This window comes from Belnapia rosea (assembly GCF_900101615.1).
Taxonomy (GTDB): Bacteria; Pseudomonadota; Alphaproteobacteria; order Acetobacterales; family Acetobacteraceae; genus Belnapia; species Belnapia rosea.
Genome location: NZ_FMZX01000001.1, coordinates 260008 through 275082, shown reverse-complemented (window position 1 = coordinate 275082; position 15075 = coordinate 260008). Strand labels below are relative to the sequence as shown.

Here is a 15075-nt window from a genome sequence, read left to right as displayed (position 1 = left end):
CGCAAAACCTTCACATTTACGGGGCTTCCCAAGCCTCGCCCTCGCGCCGGGCCAGCCCCTCGCCTTCCAGCTTGATGAGGTGGCTCAGCAGGCTCCGCCCCGCGGGACCGACGAGACGCGCATCGAGCGGGCCATAGACCGGCGGGACCAGATCGGCCGGCCGGGCACGCCCTGCCGCGCGCAGCGCCGCCAGCACCTTCGCCTCCCGCTCCTCCCGGTGGTCGGCCAGGGCGGCGAGGAAGGGCTTCGGCTCGGTCAGCGGCGGGCCGTGGCCGGGCAGCAGCATGCGGTCGTCGCGTGCCATCAGGCGCCGCAGGTGGCGCATGTAGTCGGCCATGTCGCCATCGGGCGGGCTGACCACGCTGGTGGACCAGCTCATCACATGGTCGGCGCTGAACAGGATGCCGGTGCCTTCGAGGGCGAAGCAGAGATGGTTGGCGCAGTGGCCGGGCGTGTGCAGCGCGCGCAGCCGCCAGCCCTCGCCCTCCAGCACCTCGTCCTCGGCCAGGCGCACATCCGGGTGGAATTGGTGGTCGCCCCCCTCGCCGCCCGCCTCGCGCGGCGTCACATGCGGGCCGAAGCCATAGGTCATCGCCCCGGTCGCCGCGACCAGGGGCCGCGCGCCGGGCGAGTGGTCGGAATGGGTATGGCTGACCAACACGCGGGTGACGCGCTCGCCCTCGGTGGCCCGCAGGATGGCGGCGAGATGCGCCTCGTTCTCCGGCCCAGGGTCGAGCACCGCCACCTCGCCCTCGCCGATGAGGTAGGTGTTGGTGCCGCGGAAGGTGAAGGCGGAGGGGTTGTTGCAGACCAGGCGGCGCACCCCCGGCGCGATGCGCTCCACGGCGCCATGCGCCAGGCCGTCCTGCTTCAGGAAAGGGATGCTCATGGGCGTACTTCCTCCGGGCCGGCCTTCGCCCGACGGCGGACCAGCTCCCGGTGCAGGATGTACAAGCCGGCGGCGACGATCAACACGCTGCCCGCCAGCATGGCCGGGCCGGGCAGGTCGCCGAAGGCGATGAAGCCGAAGAGCATCGACCAGAGCAGCGCCGAGTAGGAGTAGGGCGCCAGCGCCGAGACCTGCGCGCTGGCCCAGGCCTCGGTCAGCAGCCACTGCGCCGCGCCGCCGATGAGCCCCATCAGCACCAGCAGGCCGAGTTCCAGCGGCGTCGGCGCCACCCAGTAGAAGGGCAGCAGCGCCAGGGCGAAGCTGCCCATCAGCAGGGATTGCCAGAGGGTGATGGCGGTCGAGCTCTCGGTCGCGGAGAGCTGGCGGACCAGCAGGGTGGTCAGCGCCGAGAACATCCCCTGCGCCACCGCCGTCGCCACGCCCATCACCGGTGCGCCCGTCATGCCGCCGAGCGCCCCCTGCCCGGCCGCGATCACCAGCACGCCGCAGAAGCCGATCACCACCGCCGACCAGCGATGGAGGCCGACCCGCTCGCCGAGGAAGGGGATGGCCAGCATGGTGACGAAGAGCGGCTGGGTGTAGCCAAGCGCCGTCTGCTCGGCGAGCGGCAGCAGGGTCAGGGCGAAGAAGCCGCAGGACTGCGCCGCGATGCCGCTGCCCGCCCGCATCACATGGCCGCCGAAGCGCCGGGTGCGGAGCGAGCCGAGGCCGAGGCCCGAGCGCATCAGGATCAGGAACAGGACCGGCAGGGCGAAGACGCTGCGGAAGACCATCAGCTCGGCGACGGGGATGCGCCCGCCGAGCTCCTTCACCAGCACGTTCATCAGGGTGAAGAGGGCATGCGCGGCGAGCATGCAGAGGGCGCCCCGCCGCAGGTCATGGCGGAAGGCCATCAGCCGGGCCTCGCCGCGCGCTCGGCGGCGCGGCGCACGCGCTCGCGGTGGACGTTGTAGAGGCCCGCGCCGATCACCACGGCGGCGCCGCCGAGGGTGGTCCAGGCCGGCACCTCGCCCCAGATCAGGAAGCCGAGGCCGATGCCCCAGAGCAGCGGCGTGTACTCGAAGGGGGCGATGGCCTGGATGGGCGCCAGGGCGAAGCCGCGGGCGAAGAGCATCTGCGCCACCGCATTGGCGATGCCAAAGGCGATCAACGCCAGCAGGCCGATGAGGCTCGGCAGCACCGGCGGCGGCCCGCCCGCGGCCGGCCAGAGGAAGGGAAAGGGCAGGCCGAGCAGGCCCACCGGCACATGCGCCAGCAGCAGCCAGAAGGCGATGGCATAGGGCCCGTCGGTGCGGGTCAGCACCCGGGTCCAGATGCGGGTCAGGGCCATCACCGCCGTCGCCACCAGCAGGATGGCCGATTCCGGGCGCCACAGCTCGCCCCCTGGCTGAAGCATGAAGATCACCCCGCCGAATCCGACCATGGTGCTGGTCCAGCGCCGCCAGCCGACCTTCTCGCCGAGCAGGGGGATGGCCAGCAGCGTCATCAGCAGCGGCGAGGCGCTGGCCACCGCATAGCTATCGGCGAGGGAGACGCCGGAAGCCCAGCAGTAGTACCAGGTGATCGAGACGCCGCAGTGGAACAGGCTCCGCACCGCGAGCAGGCGGCGGTTGACCGGGATCAGCCCCCGCCCCCGCGCCAGGATGAAGACCAGCAGGGAGCCGATCAGCCCGCGCCAGACCAGCGCCGCGGCCGGCCCGACCTCGGGCATCACCCATTTCACCGCGGCATCGGCGCAGGCGATCACGCCATAGCCGAAGGCGACGAGCGCGAGGCCGCGCATCGCCTCCTCGCCGGTCGGCGCGGCGCGGTAGGTCTCGGCCATGGCGAGGGGGGCCGGGGCGACGCGCATCAGCCGGCCCGCCGCAGGAGGCGGTAGCCCTCGACCCCGCCGGCCGGGCGGTAGCGCCGCAGCACCGCGGCGAAAGCCGGGTCGCGGGAGAGATACTCCAGCACGTCGAACTCCTTGCCGCAGGCCGGGATGCCGGCATGGCGGGCGACCAGAATGGCATCCGGCGGCGCCGCCGAGACATCCTCGACGGTGCGGCGGAAGAGCAAAGCCTCGGCCGGCGGCATGGCCCCGATCTCATGGTAGCGGGCGCCGCCCTCCGGGCAGGCGCCATAGACCCCCTGCAATAACCAAAGGTTCATGGTTCGCAAGGTCGAATGGGCGCCGGCGTAATTGAGGGCGGGATAGACGGGGAAGATGTCGGGCGAGAGGACCAGCACCCGCCCGCCCGGCGCCTCGCGTCCGACCAGCGCGGCGAGTTCGCCGGCGCGGGACCAGCGCCAGGTGATCTCCCGCCAGGGCGCCTCGGCCCCGGCGAGGTTGTGCAGGAAGAGGATGAAGGCCGCGGCCACCGCCGCGCCCGGCGCCGCCGCCAGCGCCCGCCTGGCCGGCAGCGCCCGGTCGAGCCAGCGCGCCGCGAGCAGCACGGCCAGCAGCCCGGCCATCATCCGCACCGGCACCGCGTGATAGGTCCAGCCCTTCTGCTGCACGATGGCGGCGAGCGCCGCGCCCAGCCCGGCCGCCGCGACCACCTGCGGCAGCGCGCCGAAGCCGCCCCGCGCCGCGACCAGGGCAAGCGGCAGCAGCGCCGCCAGCGCCGTGCCAAGCCGCTCGCTCAGGATCACCTGCCACCAGGCGAAATCCCCGAGGCCCAGATAGTAGTCCCGGACCAGCGGCAGGACGTGGTGGAGGTAGTTCGGGAAGAAGGCCGGAATGCTGGCGAGGTAGAGGAGCCAGAGTGCCGCCATCCCCCAGGGCACCGGGTCGCGCAGCGCCCGTGCAGGGCCGCGCCGCAGCAGCACTACCGCCTCCACCAGCGCCGGGATGGCGAGGAAATGGGGCTTCAGGGCGAAGCCCAGCGCGGCAAGCAGCGTGCTGGCCAGCCGCATCCCCGCCCCGGCCGGCTCCCCCTCGGCCCGCCGCGCCGCGACCAGCAGGTAGGGCAGCGCGGCGACCGCCATCAGATGCTCCCGCTGGCCGAAGTCGTAGCCCGCCGCGACGGCCAGCATCGGCAGCGCCACGGCGAGGCAGGCGCCCTCCATCCCGCCGCGCGGGGCGAGGCGCAGCGCCATCCCGGTGGCGAGGGCGCAGACGGCCAGCAGGCAGGCCAGCATCGCCGCCACCGGGCCCAGCGGCGTCCAGGCGGAGATCGCCACCGGGGCCAGGGTCAGCAGGAAGATGAGGGGCGGGTTGACGTCGATGAGGTCGGCATAGAGCCGCTCGCCCGCCCACCAGCGGCCGGTGAAATCCAGCAAGGCGGCCACGTCATGGTTGAGCGGCGGCGCCAGGACGGTCAGCAGGAAGGCCAGCGCCGGCAGCCAGGCGGCCAGGCGCAGCAGGGCGGGTGCAGCGGTCGGGATGGGCGAATCCGGCATGCCTTGTTTTCGCCGTGGCGAGCCTTCAGAAGCGCCCGGTGGAACCCGCCGAATACGAGTTGATGGATGCGGCCGAGCAGGGGATGTGGTGGTACCGCGCCCTGCACGCGCATGCCATCGGGCAAATACGCCCCTTGCGCGTCGCGGGCGCCGGCCTGCTCGATGCCGGTTGCGGCACGGGCGGCTTCCTCGCCCGGCTTCGCGCTGCCCGGCCGGAGCTGGCCTCCACCGGCCTCGAATACTTTCCCGCCGCCGCGGCCCGCGCCCGGGCCAAGGCCGGGGTGCCGGTCGCCATCGGCTCGGTGAATGCGATGCCCTTCGCCGATGCCCGCTTCGGGGCGGTGGTCAGCCTCGATGTTCTCTGCCACGCCGCGGTCGAGCCGGAGGCGGCGCTGGCCGAGATGGCCCGCGTCCTGATGCCCGGCGGCGTGCTGGTGCTGAACCTGCCGGCCTTCGACTGGCTGCGCTCGGCGCATGACCTGCGGGTGCAGAACAGCCGGCGCTTCACCGCCGGCACTGCGCGGCGGATGCTCGCGGCGGCCGGCTTCACCGCCATCCGCACCGGCTACTGGAACGCCCTGCTGCTGCCGCTGATGGTGGCGCAGCGGAAGCTGCTGGCCCGCGCGCCTCACCATGGCTCGGATGTTGCCCCGTTTCCGCCTTGGCTCGACCATAGCCTGCATGCCGTGACCGTGCTGGAACGCCGGCTGATGGGGTTGGGTCTGCCCTTTCCCGCCGGCGGCTCCGTGCTCGCCACCGCCACCCGCTCATGAGGTTTTCCCCGATGGGATTCGAGGATCGCAGATTGTCCCAGGCCCTGCCTGAGCCGGCCCTGCCTGAGCTGGCCGTGGCGGAGGCGGCCCTGCCGGGCGGATACCCGGTCGGCCTCTCGGTCGTCGTCCCGGTCTACCGGGGCGCCGCGACGGTCGGCCGGCTGGTCGAGGCGCTCTCCGCCCTCCGCCCGGAAGGCGGGCTCGAGGTGGTGCTGGTGAATGACGGCAGCCCCGACAATTCGGGCGAGGTCTGCCGCGCGCTGGCGGCGACCGCCACCATCCCGCTCACCTATATCGAGCACGCGCGGAATTTCGGCGAGCACAATGCGGTCATGACCGGCCTCCGCCATGCGCGCGGCGCCTATGTCATCACCATGGATGACGACCTCCAGAACCCGCCGGAGGAGGTCCTGAAGCTCTATGACCATGCCCGGCTCGGCGGCTGGGACGTGGTCTACACCCGCTATGCCGAGAAGAAGCACGAGGGCTGGCGCAACCTCGGCAGCCGCTTCGCCAACCGCGTCGCGGACATGCTGCTCGACAAGCCGCGTGGCCTCTATCTCTCCTCCTTCCGCTGCATGAGCGCGCTGGTGGTGGCCGAGATCGCCCGCTACCGCGGCCCCTATCCCTATGTGGACGGGCTCATCATGCAGGTGACCCAGCGCATCGACAGCATCGAGGTCATGCACCTGGCCCGGGCCGAGGGGCGCTCCAACTACACGCTGAAGCGCCTCGTGCTGCTCTGGATGAACCTCGCCACCAATTTCTCGATCCTGCCGCTGCGCCTCGCCATCCTGGCCGGCGTGGCGATGGGCCTGCTCGGCCTGCTGGGCGCAGTCGCGGTGGTGATCGAGGCACTCGTCGGCAGCGGCACGCCGTCCGGCTGGGCCTCCTCCATGACCACCACCCTGCTGCTCGCCGGGGTGCAGTTCCTGATCCTCGGCGTGCTCGGCGAGTATGTCGGCCGGGCCTTCCTCTCGGCCAATGGCAAGCCGCAGGGGGTGGTGCGCGAGGTGCTGCCGCCGCGGGCGCCCGCCGAGGCGCGGCTCGTCCAAGAGGACCCTGCGCAGTGATGCTCTATTGGCTGGCGCTCGGCGCCGCCATCCTCACCTCGCTCGGCGGCCAGGTGATGCTGAAGGCCGGGGCGGTGGCGGAGGGGCATTTCGTCGCCCAGCTCCTCCGCCCCACCACCATGGTCGGCCTCGTCGCCTATGGCGGCGCGGCGCTGCTCTACATCATCGCCCTGCGGAAGATCCCGATGAGCATCGCCCTGCCCTGCACGGCGGCGAGCTATGTGGCGGTCGCCATCATCGGCCACCTGATGTTCGGCGAGAGCCTCGGCACGCAGAAGCTGGCGGCGATCGGCCTTATCTGCGGCGGCGTCCTGCTGCTCGCCAGCGCCCCCGGTTGACCGCCCAGGGCGGGCGGGAAACGATGCGCCCCACGCTTGAGGAAACCCGCATGACCGAACTCTGGCGGCTGTCCGCCACCGACCTCGCCGGCCGCATCCGCCGCCGCGAGGTCTCGGCCCGCGAGGCCACCACCGCGGCCCTCGCCCGGCTCGATGCGGTGAACCCCAGCCTCAACGCGGTCATCGCGCATGACCCGGCGCAGGCCCTCGCGGCGGCGGATGCGGTCGATGCCACCATCGCCCGCGGCGAGGAGCCGGGCCTGCTGGCCGGCGTGCCAGTGACCGTGAAGGTGAATATCGACCAGGAAGGCTGGGCGACCACCAACGGCCTGCGCATCCAGGAGGAGCTGGTCGCCCGGCAGGACAGCCCCGTCGTCGCCAACCTGCGGCGTGCGGGGGCGGTGATTCTCGGCCGGACGAACACGCCGGCCTTCTCGCTGCGCTGGTTCACCCGCAACTCGCTGCATGGCGCGACTCGCAACCCGCGCGATGCCGCGATCACGCCGGGCGGCTCCTCCGGCGGCGCCGCGGCCGCGACCGCGGCGGGCATCGGCGCCATCGGCCATGGCACGGATATCGGCGGCTCCATCCGCTACCCGGCCTATGCCTGCGGCATCCATGGCCTGCGCCCGACCATCGGCCGCATCCCCGCCTGGAATGCCAGCGGCGCGGACCGCTTCATCGGCGGCCAGCTCATGGCCGTCTCGGGTCCGCTGGCCCGCAGCATCGCCGATCTCCGCCTCGGCCTCGCCGCGATGAGCGCGGCCGATGCGCGGGACCCCTGGTGGGTGCCCGCCCCGCTCGAAGGCCCGGCCTATCCCCGGCGCGCGGCGCTCTGCATCGCCCCGGAGGGCATGCCGGTCGAGCCCGCCGTCGCCGCCGCGCTGCGCGATGCCGCCGCCCGCCTCACCGCCGCCGGCTGGCAGGTGGAGGAGATGGATTCGCTGCCGCCGCTCGGCGAATGCGCCCGGCTGCAGGCGACGCTCTGGCTGGCGGAGACGCGCCGCGGCGGCGGTGCCGCCTTCGCCCGCGAGGCGGATCCGGATGCGCTGGCCGTTTATGGCTTCATGGAAAGCCTCAGCCCCGCCCCCGACCTCGATGCCTTCCAGGATGCGCTGCAGCGCCGGCTGACCCTGCTGCGCGAATGGCTGCTCTTCCTCGAGGCCCATCCCGTGGTGCTGATGCCGGTCTCCGGCGCCCTGCCCTTCGCGGATCATGCGGATGTCGAGAGCCTGGAGGGCTTCCGGCGCATCCTCGCGGCCCAGCTGACCCAGGTCGGCCTGCCGTTGCTGAGCCTGCCGGGCCTTGCGGTCAGCACCGGGCTGGTGGGCAAGGTGCCGGTCGGGGTGCAGCTCGTCGCCGGCCGCTACCGGGAGGACATCCTGCTCGCCGCGGCCGAGGCGATCGAGGCCGGCGGCACACCGCCCTCGCCCATCGACCCGGCCTGATGCGCCATCTCCTGCTTCTCGCCCTGCTGGCCGGCTGCGCCGGTCCGCAGGGCGCGCGTTGTGGCCCGAGCCAGGCCGTGGTCGAGAACGCCTCCTCCCAGCCCATCGAGCAGCTCTATCTGAGCCCCGAGGGCGGGCCGGACTCGGCGGCCGACCTGCTTGGCCAGTCGCCGCCCCTGCCGACCCCGGGCAGCATGCCGGTGACACTCGAAGGGCGCGGCCCATACCGGCTGCGGCTGGTCTGGGTGACCGGGCGGGCCTCCGAGCTTGGCAATATCGATGGCTGCCGGACGCGCCGCATCACCATCCGCGATGGTATCCTGCAGGCCGGCTAAACCTTGACTTGCCGGGACCGGGGCCGCGCTCCTATCGTCCCGCGCCCAAGCAAGGATCTGCCGGAATGCCGGGACATGCCCTGGCTGTTTTGTCCCTGGCCTTTCTGGCCCTCGCCGCCTGTTCCCCGCCACCGCCGGTCCGGAACGCGGCCGAGGCATCGGCGCGGGGCGGCTGCGAGGTGCCGGTGCAGGTGGTGAATGCCTCCTCGCGCACGGTGGACCGGCTCTTCCTCGCCCGGCTCTCGCAGGAGGGCTGGGGGACCGACCGGCTCGGCCAGGAGGTGCTGCGGCCCGGGCGCAGCGCCAGCTACCGCGCCTCGGTGCCCGGTGCGCAGGATCTGCGGGTGGTCTGGGCCGATGGCCGTGCCGCCGAGCTGCGCCGGATCGATCCCTGCGCCACCGGCACGATCCGCGTGGAGGATGGCGGGCTGCGGGCCGGCTGATCCGGCCGCCGTCAGCCCTGCCGCAGGGCGGCCAGCCGCTCCTCCGCCTCCTCGCGCGGCATGTCGAGTGCCTGCTCGGACACATCGCGCCCGAACCCGGCCCGCGCCAGCGCCGCGAGCGCCTTGAGCCGCGCCTCGCGCGCCATGGGCTCGACCGCGAAGGGGCCGGTCCGCCGCCGCCGGCATTGCGCGAGGGCGGCGTTCAGTTCCTCCTCGGGCAGGGCCGCGCTGGCGACCTCGCGCGCCACCCCCTTGCCGGCGAGATGCGCCGCGATCGCCCGGCGAGATCGCCCCGCCCGCGCCAGGCGCCGGGCCCGCGCCGCGGCGAAGGCGGCATCGTCGACGGCGCCCAGGGCGACCATCTGCCGCGCCACCTGGGCGGCCAGCGCCCGCGCCGCCGCCAGGCCGGAGATATCCTGCCCCTCCGCCTCGGCCCGCCTCGCCCAGCGGTCGATGCGGCGTTCCAGCACCCGCCGCAGCCCCTGCTCGGTCGCGGCGAAGCGGGCGAGATGGGCGAGCGCCGCCTCGCGCAGCCGCGCCTCGCCGGGGGCCGGGCCGGCGGGGATGGGCTGCCGCGCGGGCCGGGGCGGTCGCTCCTTCGTCATGTCCGCCACTCTGCCACGGCGAAGCCGGGGCTGGCGAACACGGCGCGGGCCGGGCAATAGGCTCGGGACCCAACACGGAGCACCGCCATGGCCCGCTATCCGACCAACGGCCTCACCCTGGACCAGGCCAATGCCATCATCGCCGCCGCCCTCGCCAAGGGGCATGAGCTCGGGCTGATGCCGCTCACCGTCGTCGTGCTCGATGCGGGCGGGCAGGTGAAGGCGATGCAGCGCGAGGACGGCTCCTCCCTGCTCCGTCCGGAGATCGCCGAGGGCAAGGCGCATGGCGCGCTCGCCCTCGGCCTCGGCGGGCGGGAGCTGGCGCGGCGGGCGCAGGCGATGCAGGGCTTCATGAACGCGTTGTCCGATCTCGCGGGCGGCAAGGCGGTGCCGGTGCCCGGCGGCGTGCTGGCCTGCGACGCCTCCGGCCTGATCCTCGGCGCCGTCGGGATCAGCGGCGATGTCTCGGCCCAGGACGAGGTCTGCGCGGTGGCCGGCATCACCGCAGTTGGGCTGGTGCCGGATACTGGCGACCCCGCCTGACCCGGCGGGCTGAACGGGCGCGCGATCGAGGCAACCTCGGCTCGTTCCGCTGCGTTGTCGCGGCCTCACCCGGCCGGTCTCAGGACAAAAGGCCGGTGCAAAAGAAGGTGACGCCGATGATGAAGACCCGCGACTCGCTTCTCGCCATGACCGCCGCCGCCGCCATGCTGGCGCTGCCGGTCCTCGCCCAGGGCCAGACGCAGGGCCAGGGGCGCGACGCCTCGGGCGGCACGCTCGCCCAGACCAGCCCGCAGACCAACCCGCGCGACGGAACGCCCGGCAATCCGCCGAGCACCGCGACCCAGCGTGGCGCCGATTCCGTCACCGGCAACCGCACGCCTGCCGATGGGACGCCGGGCAATCCGCCTGGTACCGCGGTCGGCCGTGCGACGGACCGCGCCCTCGGCACCAATACGACGGGCGCGCATCCGGAGAATGAGCGCAACCGTGCCGCCTCACCGGCGACTACCGGCGCTACCAGCGGTGCGCTGGCCGTCGATAGCGGCGCACTCCGCAACGGCCGCCGTGCCAGCAAGGTGATCGGCTCGGCGGTCTATAACGAGAACAACGAGAGCATCGGCGAGATCGACGACATCCTGATCCCGCCGGGCGGCAACGCCCCGGTGGCGGTCATCTCGGTCGGTGGTTTCCTCGGCATCGGCGCCAAGCTGGTGGCGGTGCCTTACGACCGGCTGAACATGGCCGCCAGCAGCAATGGCCGCTGGACGCTGACCGGCGCCACCAAGGACAGCCTCGGCAGCCTGCCGACCTTCACCTATGAGGGTGCGCCCGAGCGGCGTGGCTGAAGCGGCGTCGACAGGCGGGGGGAGCCATTCCCCCGCCGATCTCTGAGAAATTCAGCCGGGATGGTTTGACGTTGCGGCCCGATTGCGGCCAAATCCGCGGCTTCTCCCCGAAAAGCCTGCGATCCGCGCCGGCTGGGGGAGAACTGGAGCCCATAACCCCGTGATCCCGTCCCTGATGCCCACCTACAACCGCGCCGACCTCGCTTTCGAGCGGGGCGAAGGTGCTTGGCTGTGGACCGGTGACGGGCGACGATTCCTCGATTTCGGCTCCGGCATCGCCACCGCCTCCATCGGCCATGCGCATCCGCATCTCGTGCAGGCCATCGCCGAGCAGGCGGCGCGGGTGATGCACACCTCGAACCTCTACCGGATTCCGCAGGCGGAGCGCTTGGCGGCGCGGCTGGTCGAGACCTCCTTCGCCGACAGCGTCTTCTTCTGCAACTCGGGCGCCGAGGCGAATGAGGGGATGATCAAGGCGGTCCGCAAATACCATGCGGAACAGGGCCATCCGGAGCGCTTTGTTACCATCTGCTTCGAGGGCGCCTTCCATGGCCGGACGCTGGCGACGCTCGCCGCGACGGGCAACGAGAAGTACCTCGCCGGCTTCGGCCCGCCGGTTCAGGGCTTCAAGCATGTGCCCTTCGGCAACATGAACGCGCTCCGCGACGCCATCGACGGCACGACGGCCGCCATCATGGTCGAGCCGATCCAGGGAGAGGGCGGCGTGCGCCCGGCCTCGCTCGAATTCCTCCGCCAGCTTCGCGCCGCGGCCGATGAGTTCGGCCTGCTGCTCGCGCTCGACGAGGTGCAGACCGGCATGGGCCGCTCCGGCAAGCTCTGGGCCCATCAATGGGCCGGGATCGAGCCGGATGTCATGTCCTCCGCCAAGGGCATCGGCGGCGGCTTCCCGCTCGGCGCCATCCTGGCGAAGGAGCGGGTGGCGCAGTACCTCAAGCCCGGCACGCATGGCAGCACCTATGGCGGCAACCCGCTGGCCTGCGCCGCCGGCAATGCCGTGCTCGACGTGATCCTCGCCCCGGGCTTCCTCGATGGGGTGGACCGCGTGGCACGCCATCTCTGGCGCGGCATGCTGGACCTCGCCCATCGCCACCCGGCGGTGGTCGAGGGCGTGCAGGGCGCCGGGCTGCTGCTCGGCCTCAAGCTGCGGCCGGAGATCTCGAATGGCGAGATGCAGAACGCCGCGGTGGCCGAGGGCCTGCTGACGGTGGCCGCCGGGATGAATGTGCTGCGCCTGGCGCCGCCGCTCATCATCACCGAGGCGGAAGCCGATGAGGCCCTCAGCCTGCTGGAGCGCACCTGCCTGCGTTGCACGCCGTCCCAGGCGCGGGACGCCGCGAAATGAGCGCTGCGCTGAAGCCCATGGCCGGTGGGGGGGATCCTCCCCCCCGCCACTTCCTCGAATTGATGGATTTCGAGCCGGCGACCCTTCGCCGCATGCTCGACCTCGCCGCCCAGACGAAGCGCGGCCTCGGCGCCAAGCCGCTGGCCGGCAAGACCGTCGCGCTGATCTTCGAGAAGCCCTCGACGCGCACCCGCGTCAGCTTCGAGGTTGGGATCCGCCAACTCGGCGGCGACGTCGTCTACCTCAACTCGCGCGACATGCAGTCCTCCCGCGGCGAGGAGCTGAGCGACACGGCGCGGGTCCTCTCCCGCTATGTCGACGCCATCATGATGCGGACGGACAATGTGAGCCGCATCCGCGAGATGGCCATGCACGCGACGGTGCCGGTGATCAACGGCCTGACCGATATCTCGCATCCCTGCCAGCTCATGGCCGATGTGCTGACCTTCGAGGAGCATCGCGGCCCGATCGCCGGCCAGACCGTCGCCTGGATCGGCGACGGCAACAACGTGGCGCAGAGCTTCATCCAGGCCGCCGCCCGCTTCGGCTTCACCCTGCGCCTGGCGACCCCCGCCGCTCTCCGGCCGCCGCAATGGGTGGTGGACTGGGCTCGCGCCCAGGGGGCGACGATCGAGCTGACCGAGGACCCGGTGGAGGCGGTGCGGGGCGCCCGCTGCGTCGTCACCGATGCCTGGGTCTCGATGAATGACGAGACCGGGGACGGCTCCGCGCCCAACCGGCACAACCTGCTGGCGCCCTATCAGGTCACGCCGGAGCTGATGCGGCATGCCGCGCCGGACGCGATCTTCCAGCACTGCCTGCCCGCCCATCGCGGGGAGGAGGTCGCGGCCGAGGTGATCGACGGACCGCAAAGCGTCGTCTTCGACGAGGCGGAGAACCGCCTGCATGCGCAGAAGGGCGTGCTGCTCTGGGCGTTGGGCGCCGGCTGATGGGCCGGGGCGGGTGGGCGTAGCCCATCCGCGACCCTATCTATGGGGCCGAAGCACCAAGGTTCCCGACGTTGCCTGACCCGACCCAACCCTCCGCCAAGCCTGATTTCCTCCAGCATGACCGGCCGCCGGTGCCGGATATCAGCGTCCCGCGCGGCATCCTCCCCTTCCATCTGGAGGACAAGCCGGTGCGCGGCCGGCTGGTCCGGCTGGGCCCGCTCGCCGATGCGCTGCTGACGCGTCATGACAACCACCCCGCCGTCACCCGCCTGGCCGGGGAGGCGTTGGCGCTGACCGCAGGCCTTGCGGGCGCCCTCAAATTCCGTGGCAGCTTCTCGTTGCAGGCCAAGGGCGATGGCCCGGTCTCCATGCTGCTGGCCGATTGCACCGAGGGCGGTGCCCTGCGCGGCTATGCCCGTGCCGATGCCGAGGTGCTGGACCGGCTGCTCGCCCGCGACCCGGTCGGTGATGCGGCGGCGCTGCTCGGGCGCGGCTACCTTGCCTTCACCTGCGACCAGGGCCCGGAGATGGACCGCTACCAGGGCATCGTCGAGATCCATGGCCTGACGCTGGCGGCGATGACCGGGCATTACTTCGAGACCTCCGAGCAGCTCCGCGCCCATATCCGCCTGGCCTGCGACCGGACCGAGGCCGGCTGGCGCGCCTCGGCGCTGATCCTGGAGAAGGTCGCCGGCGAAGGCGGCATCGCCCCCGAGCTTGATCGCGATGCGCAGGACGAGGCCTGGCGGACCGCCCTCGCCCTGGTCGGCACCCTGACGGATGCCGAGCTGCTGGACGATGCCCTGCCCTCGCATACCCTGCTGCATCGGCTCTTCCATCTCGAGGGGCTGGCGCTCGACCGACCACGGCCGTTGTCCTATGGGTGCCGCTGCTCGCGCTCCCGCCTCGCCGGCGTGTTGTCGCGCTTCGGGCAGGATGATCTGGACCACATGGCCGAGGCCGATGGTGCCATCACCATGACCTGCGAGTTCTGCAACCTCGACTTCCGGTTCGATCGCGCGGAAGTACAGGGTGGCGGCGCGGCGGGATGAGCCGTTACATCCCCGGCATCATGTTCCGTGCAGGAGGTTCCGTCATGCTCGACCGGCGCAGCGTCATGCTGTTCCCCCTCCTCGCCGCTGCCTGCGCGGGCACGCCGGAGCCGGTGCCGATTCCGCCTGGCCCGCTTGGCTACAAGCACCTTACGCCACTGCCGCTGAACGTCGCCGGCATCGACATCGCCGAGGACCAGCCACCTGGCGTGCCGGGCGATATCGGCGCCCGGCTCTCGCCCTCGGCGGCGGAGGCGGTGCGGATCATGGCGCGGGACCGGCTGATCGCGGTCGGCACGACGGGCCAGGCGCGCTTCGCCATCAGCCAGGCGCAGGTCATCCAGGGTCCCTCCTCGCTTAACTGCCTGCTCGGCTGCCGGCTGGAGGTCGTCTCCAGCCTTGGCAGCCGGCTTGGTTTCGCCGAGGCGGCAGTCACGCGTGGGGTGAACGGGCCCGAAGCCAACCGGCCCCGGGCGGCGGATGCGCTGCTGCGCCGGGCGATGGAGGACCTGAATGTGGAGTTCGAATTCCAGCTGCGCCGCGCCCTGCGGGACTGGATCTCGGCCACTGTGCCGAATGCCGATGGCGGCATGGCGGCCCCGGGACCCGGCCCGATCGGCGTCGAGGATCTGCCCGCTGAGGGAGCGAGGCGGCGCGAGACGCTGCCCTGATACCCCTGCCCTGGTAGCGCCGGCCTGATAACGGAGCGCAATCATCCGGTGGAACCTTGGGCTCCGCCGGGCGATCAGGCGCCATGACATCGCTCCTGCGCATTGCCACCCTGGCCCTGGCCCCGCTCGCCCTCGCCGCCTGCATGGTCCGCGTTCCGGTGAGTGAGCAGCCAGCGGCCTATTCCCAGGCCCCGGCCTATGCGGCGCCGCTGCCGAGCAGCGGCTACGTGGCCGCGCCGGCGGTGGATTCCTACTGCGCCGAGGCGGTCGGCGAGGCGCAGGATGCCGCTGCTGTCGCCGCGGCCACCGGGCGTGGCCGTGACGCCAACCGGGCTCGGCGGGCCGAGGGCTACGCCCGGCGCGACTGCCGGTAGGCGCTCC

The 15075-nt window shown here is 72.4% G+C and carries 18 protein-coding genes; 13 read left to right on the top strand and 5 right to left on the bottom strand.

Features of this window, described 5'->3' with window-relative positions; genetic code table 11:
* Window positions 1–16 precede the first annotated feature (16 nt).
* From BLR02_RS01365 to BLR02_RS01350, 4 genes are read right to left on the bottom strand one after another with little or no spacing between them, the layout of a single operon-like run.
* Complete coding sequence (locus tag BLR02_RS01365) at window positions 17–889, bottom strand: MBL fold metallo-hydrolase (RefSeq protein WP_090560597.1); 873 nt, start codon at window positions 887–889, stop codon at window positions 17–19.
* Entirely contained in the window at window positions 886–1803 is a 918-nt protein-coding gene (locus tag BLR02_RS01360; protein ID WP_090659744.1) for a DMT family transporter, read from the bottom strand. Before BLR02_RS01360 ends, BLR02_RS01365 begins: the two co-directional genes overlap by 4 nt.
* On the bottom strand, window positions 1803–2762 hold the full coding sequence (locus BLR02_RS01355; RefSeq protein WP_245704576.1) for a DMT family transporter: 960 nt from the start codon (window positions 2760–2762) through the stop codon (window positions 1803–1805). The genes BLR02_RS01360 and BLR02_RS01355 overlap by 1 nt, the downstream gene beginning before the upstream one ends.
* Window positions 2762–4294: a hypothetical protein gene (locus tag BLR02_RS01350; RefSeq protein WP_090659741.1), complete on the bottom strand. Its 1533-nt coding sequence runs from the start codon at window positions 4292–4294 to the stop codon at window positions 2762–2764. The genes BLR02_RS01355 and BLR02_RS01350 overlap by 1 nt, the downstream gene beginning before the upstream one ends.
* Before the next feature lie 14 nt (window positions 4295–4308).
* Between BLR02_RS01350 and BLR02_RS01345 the strand changes: the two genes are divergently transcribed.
* The 6 genes from BLR02_RS01345 to BLR02_RS01320 all read left to right on the top strand — a co-directional run bounded on the left by BLR02_RS01345 (window position 4309) and on the right by BLR02_RS01320 (window position 8704).
* Complete coding sequence (locus BLR02_RS01345) at window positions 4309–5067, top strand: class I SAM-dependent methyltransferase (protein ID WP_245704575.1); 759 nt, start codon at window positions 4309–4311, stop codon at window positions 5065–5067.
* 32 nt (window positions 5068–5099) lie between these two features.
* Complete coding sequence (locus BLR02_RS01340) at window positions 5100–6140, top strand: glycosyltransferase family 2 protein (protein ID WP_245704574.1); 1041 nt, start codon at window positions 5100–5102, stop codon at window positions 6138–6140.
* The gene (locus tag BLR02_RS01335) at window positions 6140–6478 is read left to right on the top strand and encodes a DMT family transporter (protein ID WP_090560593.1); all 339 of its coding nucleotides are present in this window, start codon (window positions 6140–6142) and stop codon (window positions 6476–6478) included. Before BLR02_RS01340 ends, BLR02_RS01335 begins: the two co-directional genes overlap by 1 nt.
* 50 nt (window positions 6479–6528) lie before the next feature.
* Window positions 6529–7926, top strand: coding sequence for an amidase family protein (locus tag BLR02_RS01330; protein ID WP_090659736.1), 1398 nt, complete (start codon window positions 6529–6531; stop codon window positions 7924–7926).
* Window positions 7926–8261, top strand: a complete 336-nt coding sequence (locus tag BLR02_RS01325; RefSeq protein WP_090659733.1) for a hypothetical protein — start codon at window positions 7926–7928, stop codon at window positions 8259–8261. Before BLR02_RS01330 ends, BLR02_RS01325 begins: the two co-directional genes overlap by 1 nt.
* Before the next feature lie 65 nt (window positions 8262–8326).
* The gene (locus tag BLR02_RS01320; RefSeq protein WP_090659730.1) at window positions 8327–8704 is read left to right on the top strand and encodes a hypothetical protein; all 378 of its coding nucleotides are present in this window, start codon (window positions 8327–8329) and stop codon (window positions 8702–8704) included.
* A gap of 11 nt (window positions 8705–8715) precedes the next feature.
* On the opposite strand, the gene BLR02_RS01315 is transcribed toward BLR02_RS01320, so the two are convergent.
* The gene (locus BLR02_RS01315) at window positions 8716–9309 is read right to left on the bottom strand and encodes a RecX family transcriptional regulator (protein ID WP_090659727.1); all 594 of its coding nucleotides are present in this window, start codon (window positions 9307–9309) and stop codon (window positions 8716–8718) included.
* Between the two features lie 87 nt (window positions 9310–9396).
* Here BLR02_RS01315 and BLR02_RS01310 point away from each other — a divergent pair, with 87 nt between their 5' ends.
* The 7 genes from BLR02_RS01310 (at window position 9397) to BLR02_RS01280 (ending at window position 15068) form a co-directional block, all read left to right on the top strand.
* Window positions 9397–9852 (top strand): GlcG/HbpS family heme-binding protein, encoded by a 456-nt coding sequence (locus tag BLR02_RS01310; RefSeq protein WP_090659724.1) that lies wholly within the window; start codon window positions 9397–9399, stop codon window positions 9850–9852.
* Window positions 9853–9968: 116 nt separating this feature from the next.
* Complete coding sequence (locus BLR02_RS01305; RefSeq protein WP_143018010.1) at window positions 9969–10658, top strand: PRC-barrel domain-containing protein; 690 nt, start codon at window positions 9969–9971, stop codon at window positions 10656–10658.
* A gap of 160 nt (window positions 10659–10818) precedes the next feature.
* Window positions 10819–12021: an aspartate aminotransferase family protein gene (locus tag BLR02_RS01300; protein ID WP_090659718.1), complete on the top strand. Its 1203-nt coding sequence runs from the start codon at window positions 10819–10821 to the stop codon at window positions 12019–12021.
* Window positions 12018–12971: an ornithine carbamoyltransferase gene (gene argF / locus BLR02_RS01295; RefSeq protein ID WP_090659716.1), complete on the top strand. Its 954-nt coding sequence runs from the start codon at window positions 12018–12020 to the stop codon at window positions 12969–12971. The genes BLR02_RS01300 and argF overlap by 4 nt, the downstream gene beginning before the upstream one ends.
* 71 nt (window positions 12972–13042) lie before the next feature.
* Entirely contained in the window at window positions 13043–14023 is a 981-nt protein-coding gene (gene hslO, locus BLR02_RS01290; protein ID WP_090659713.1) for an Hsp33 family molecular chaperone HslO, read from the top strand.
* Window positions 14020–14694 carry a hypothetical protein gene (locus tag BLR02_RS01285; RefSeq protein WP_143018009.1) on the top strand — a complete coding sequence of 225 codons (675 nt, stop codon included), beginning with the start codon at window positions 14020–14022 and terminating at the stop codon, window positions 14692–14694. Before hslO ends, BLR02_RS01285 begins: the two co-directional genes overlap by 4 nt.
* An 83-nt stretch (window positions 14695–14777) precedes the next feature.
* Complete coding sequence (locus BLR02_RS01280; RefSeq protein WP_090560582.1) at window positions 14778–15068, top strand: hypothetical protein; 291 nt, start codon at window positions 14778–14780, stop codon at window positions 15066–15068.
* Window positions 15069–15075: the final 7 nt, after the last annotated feature.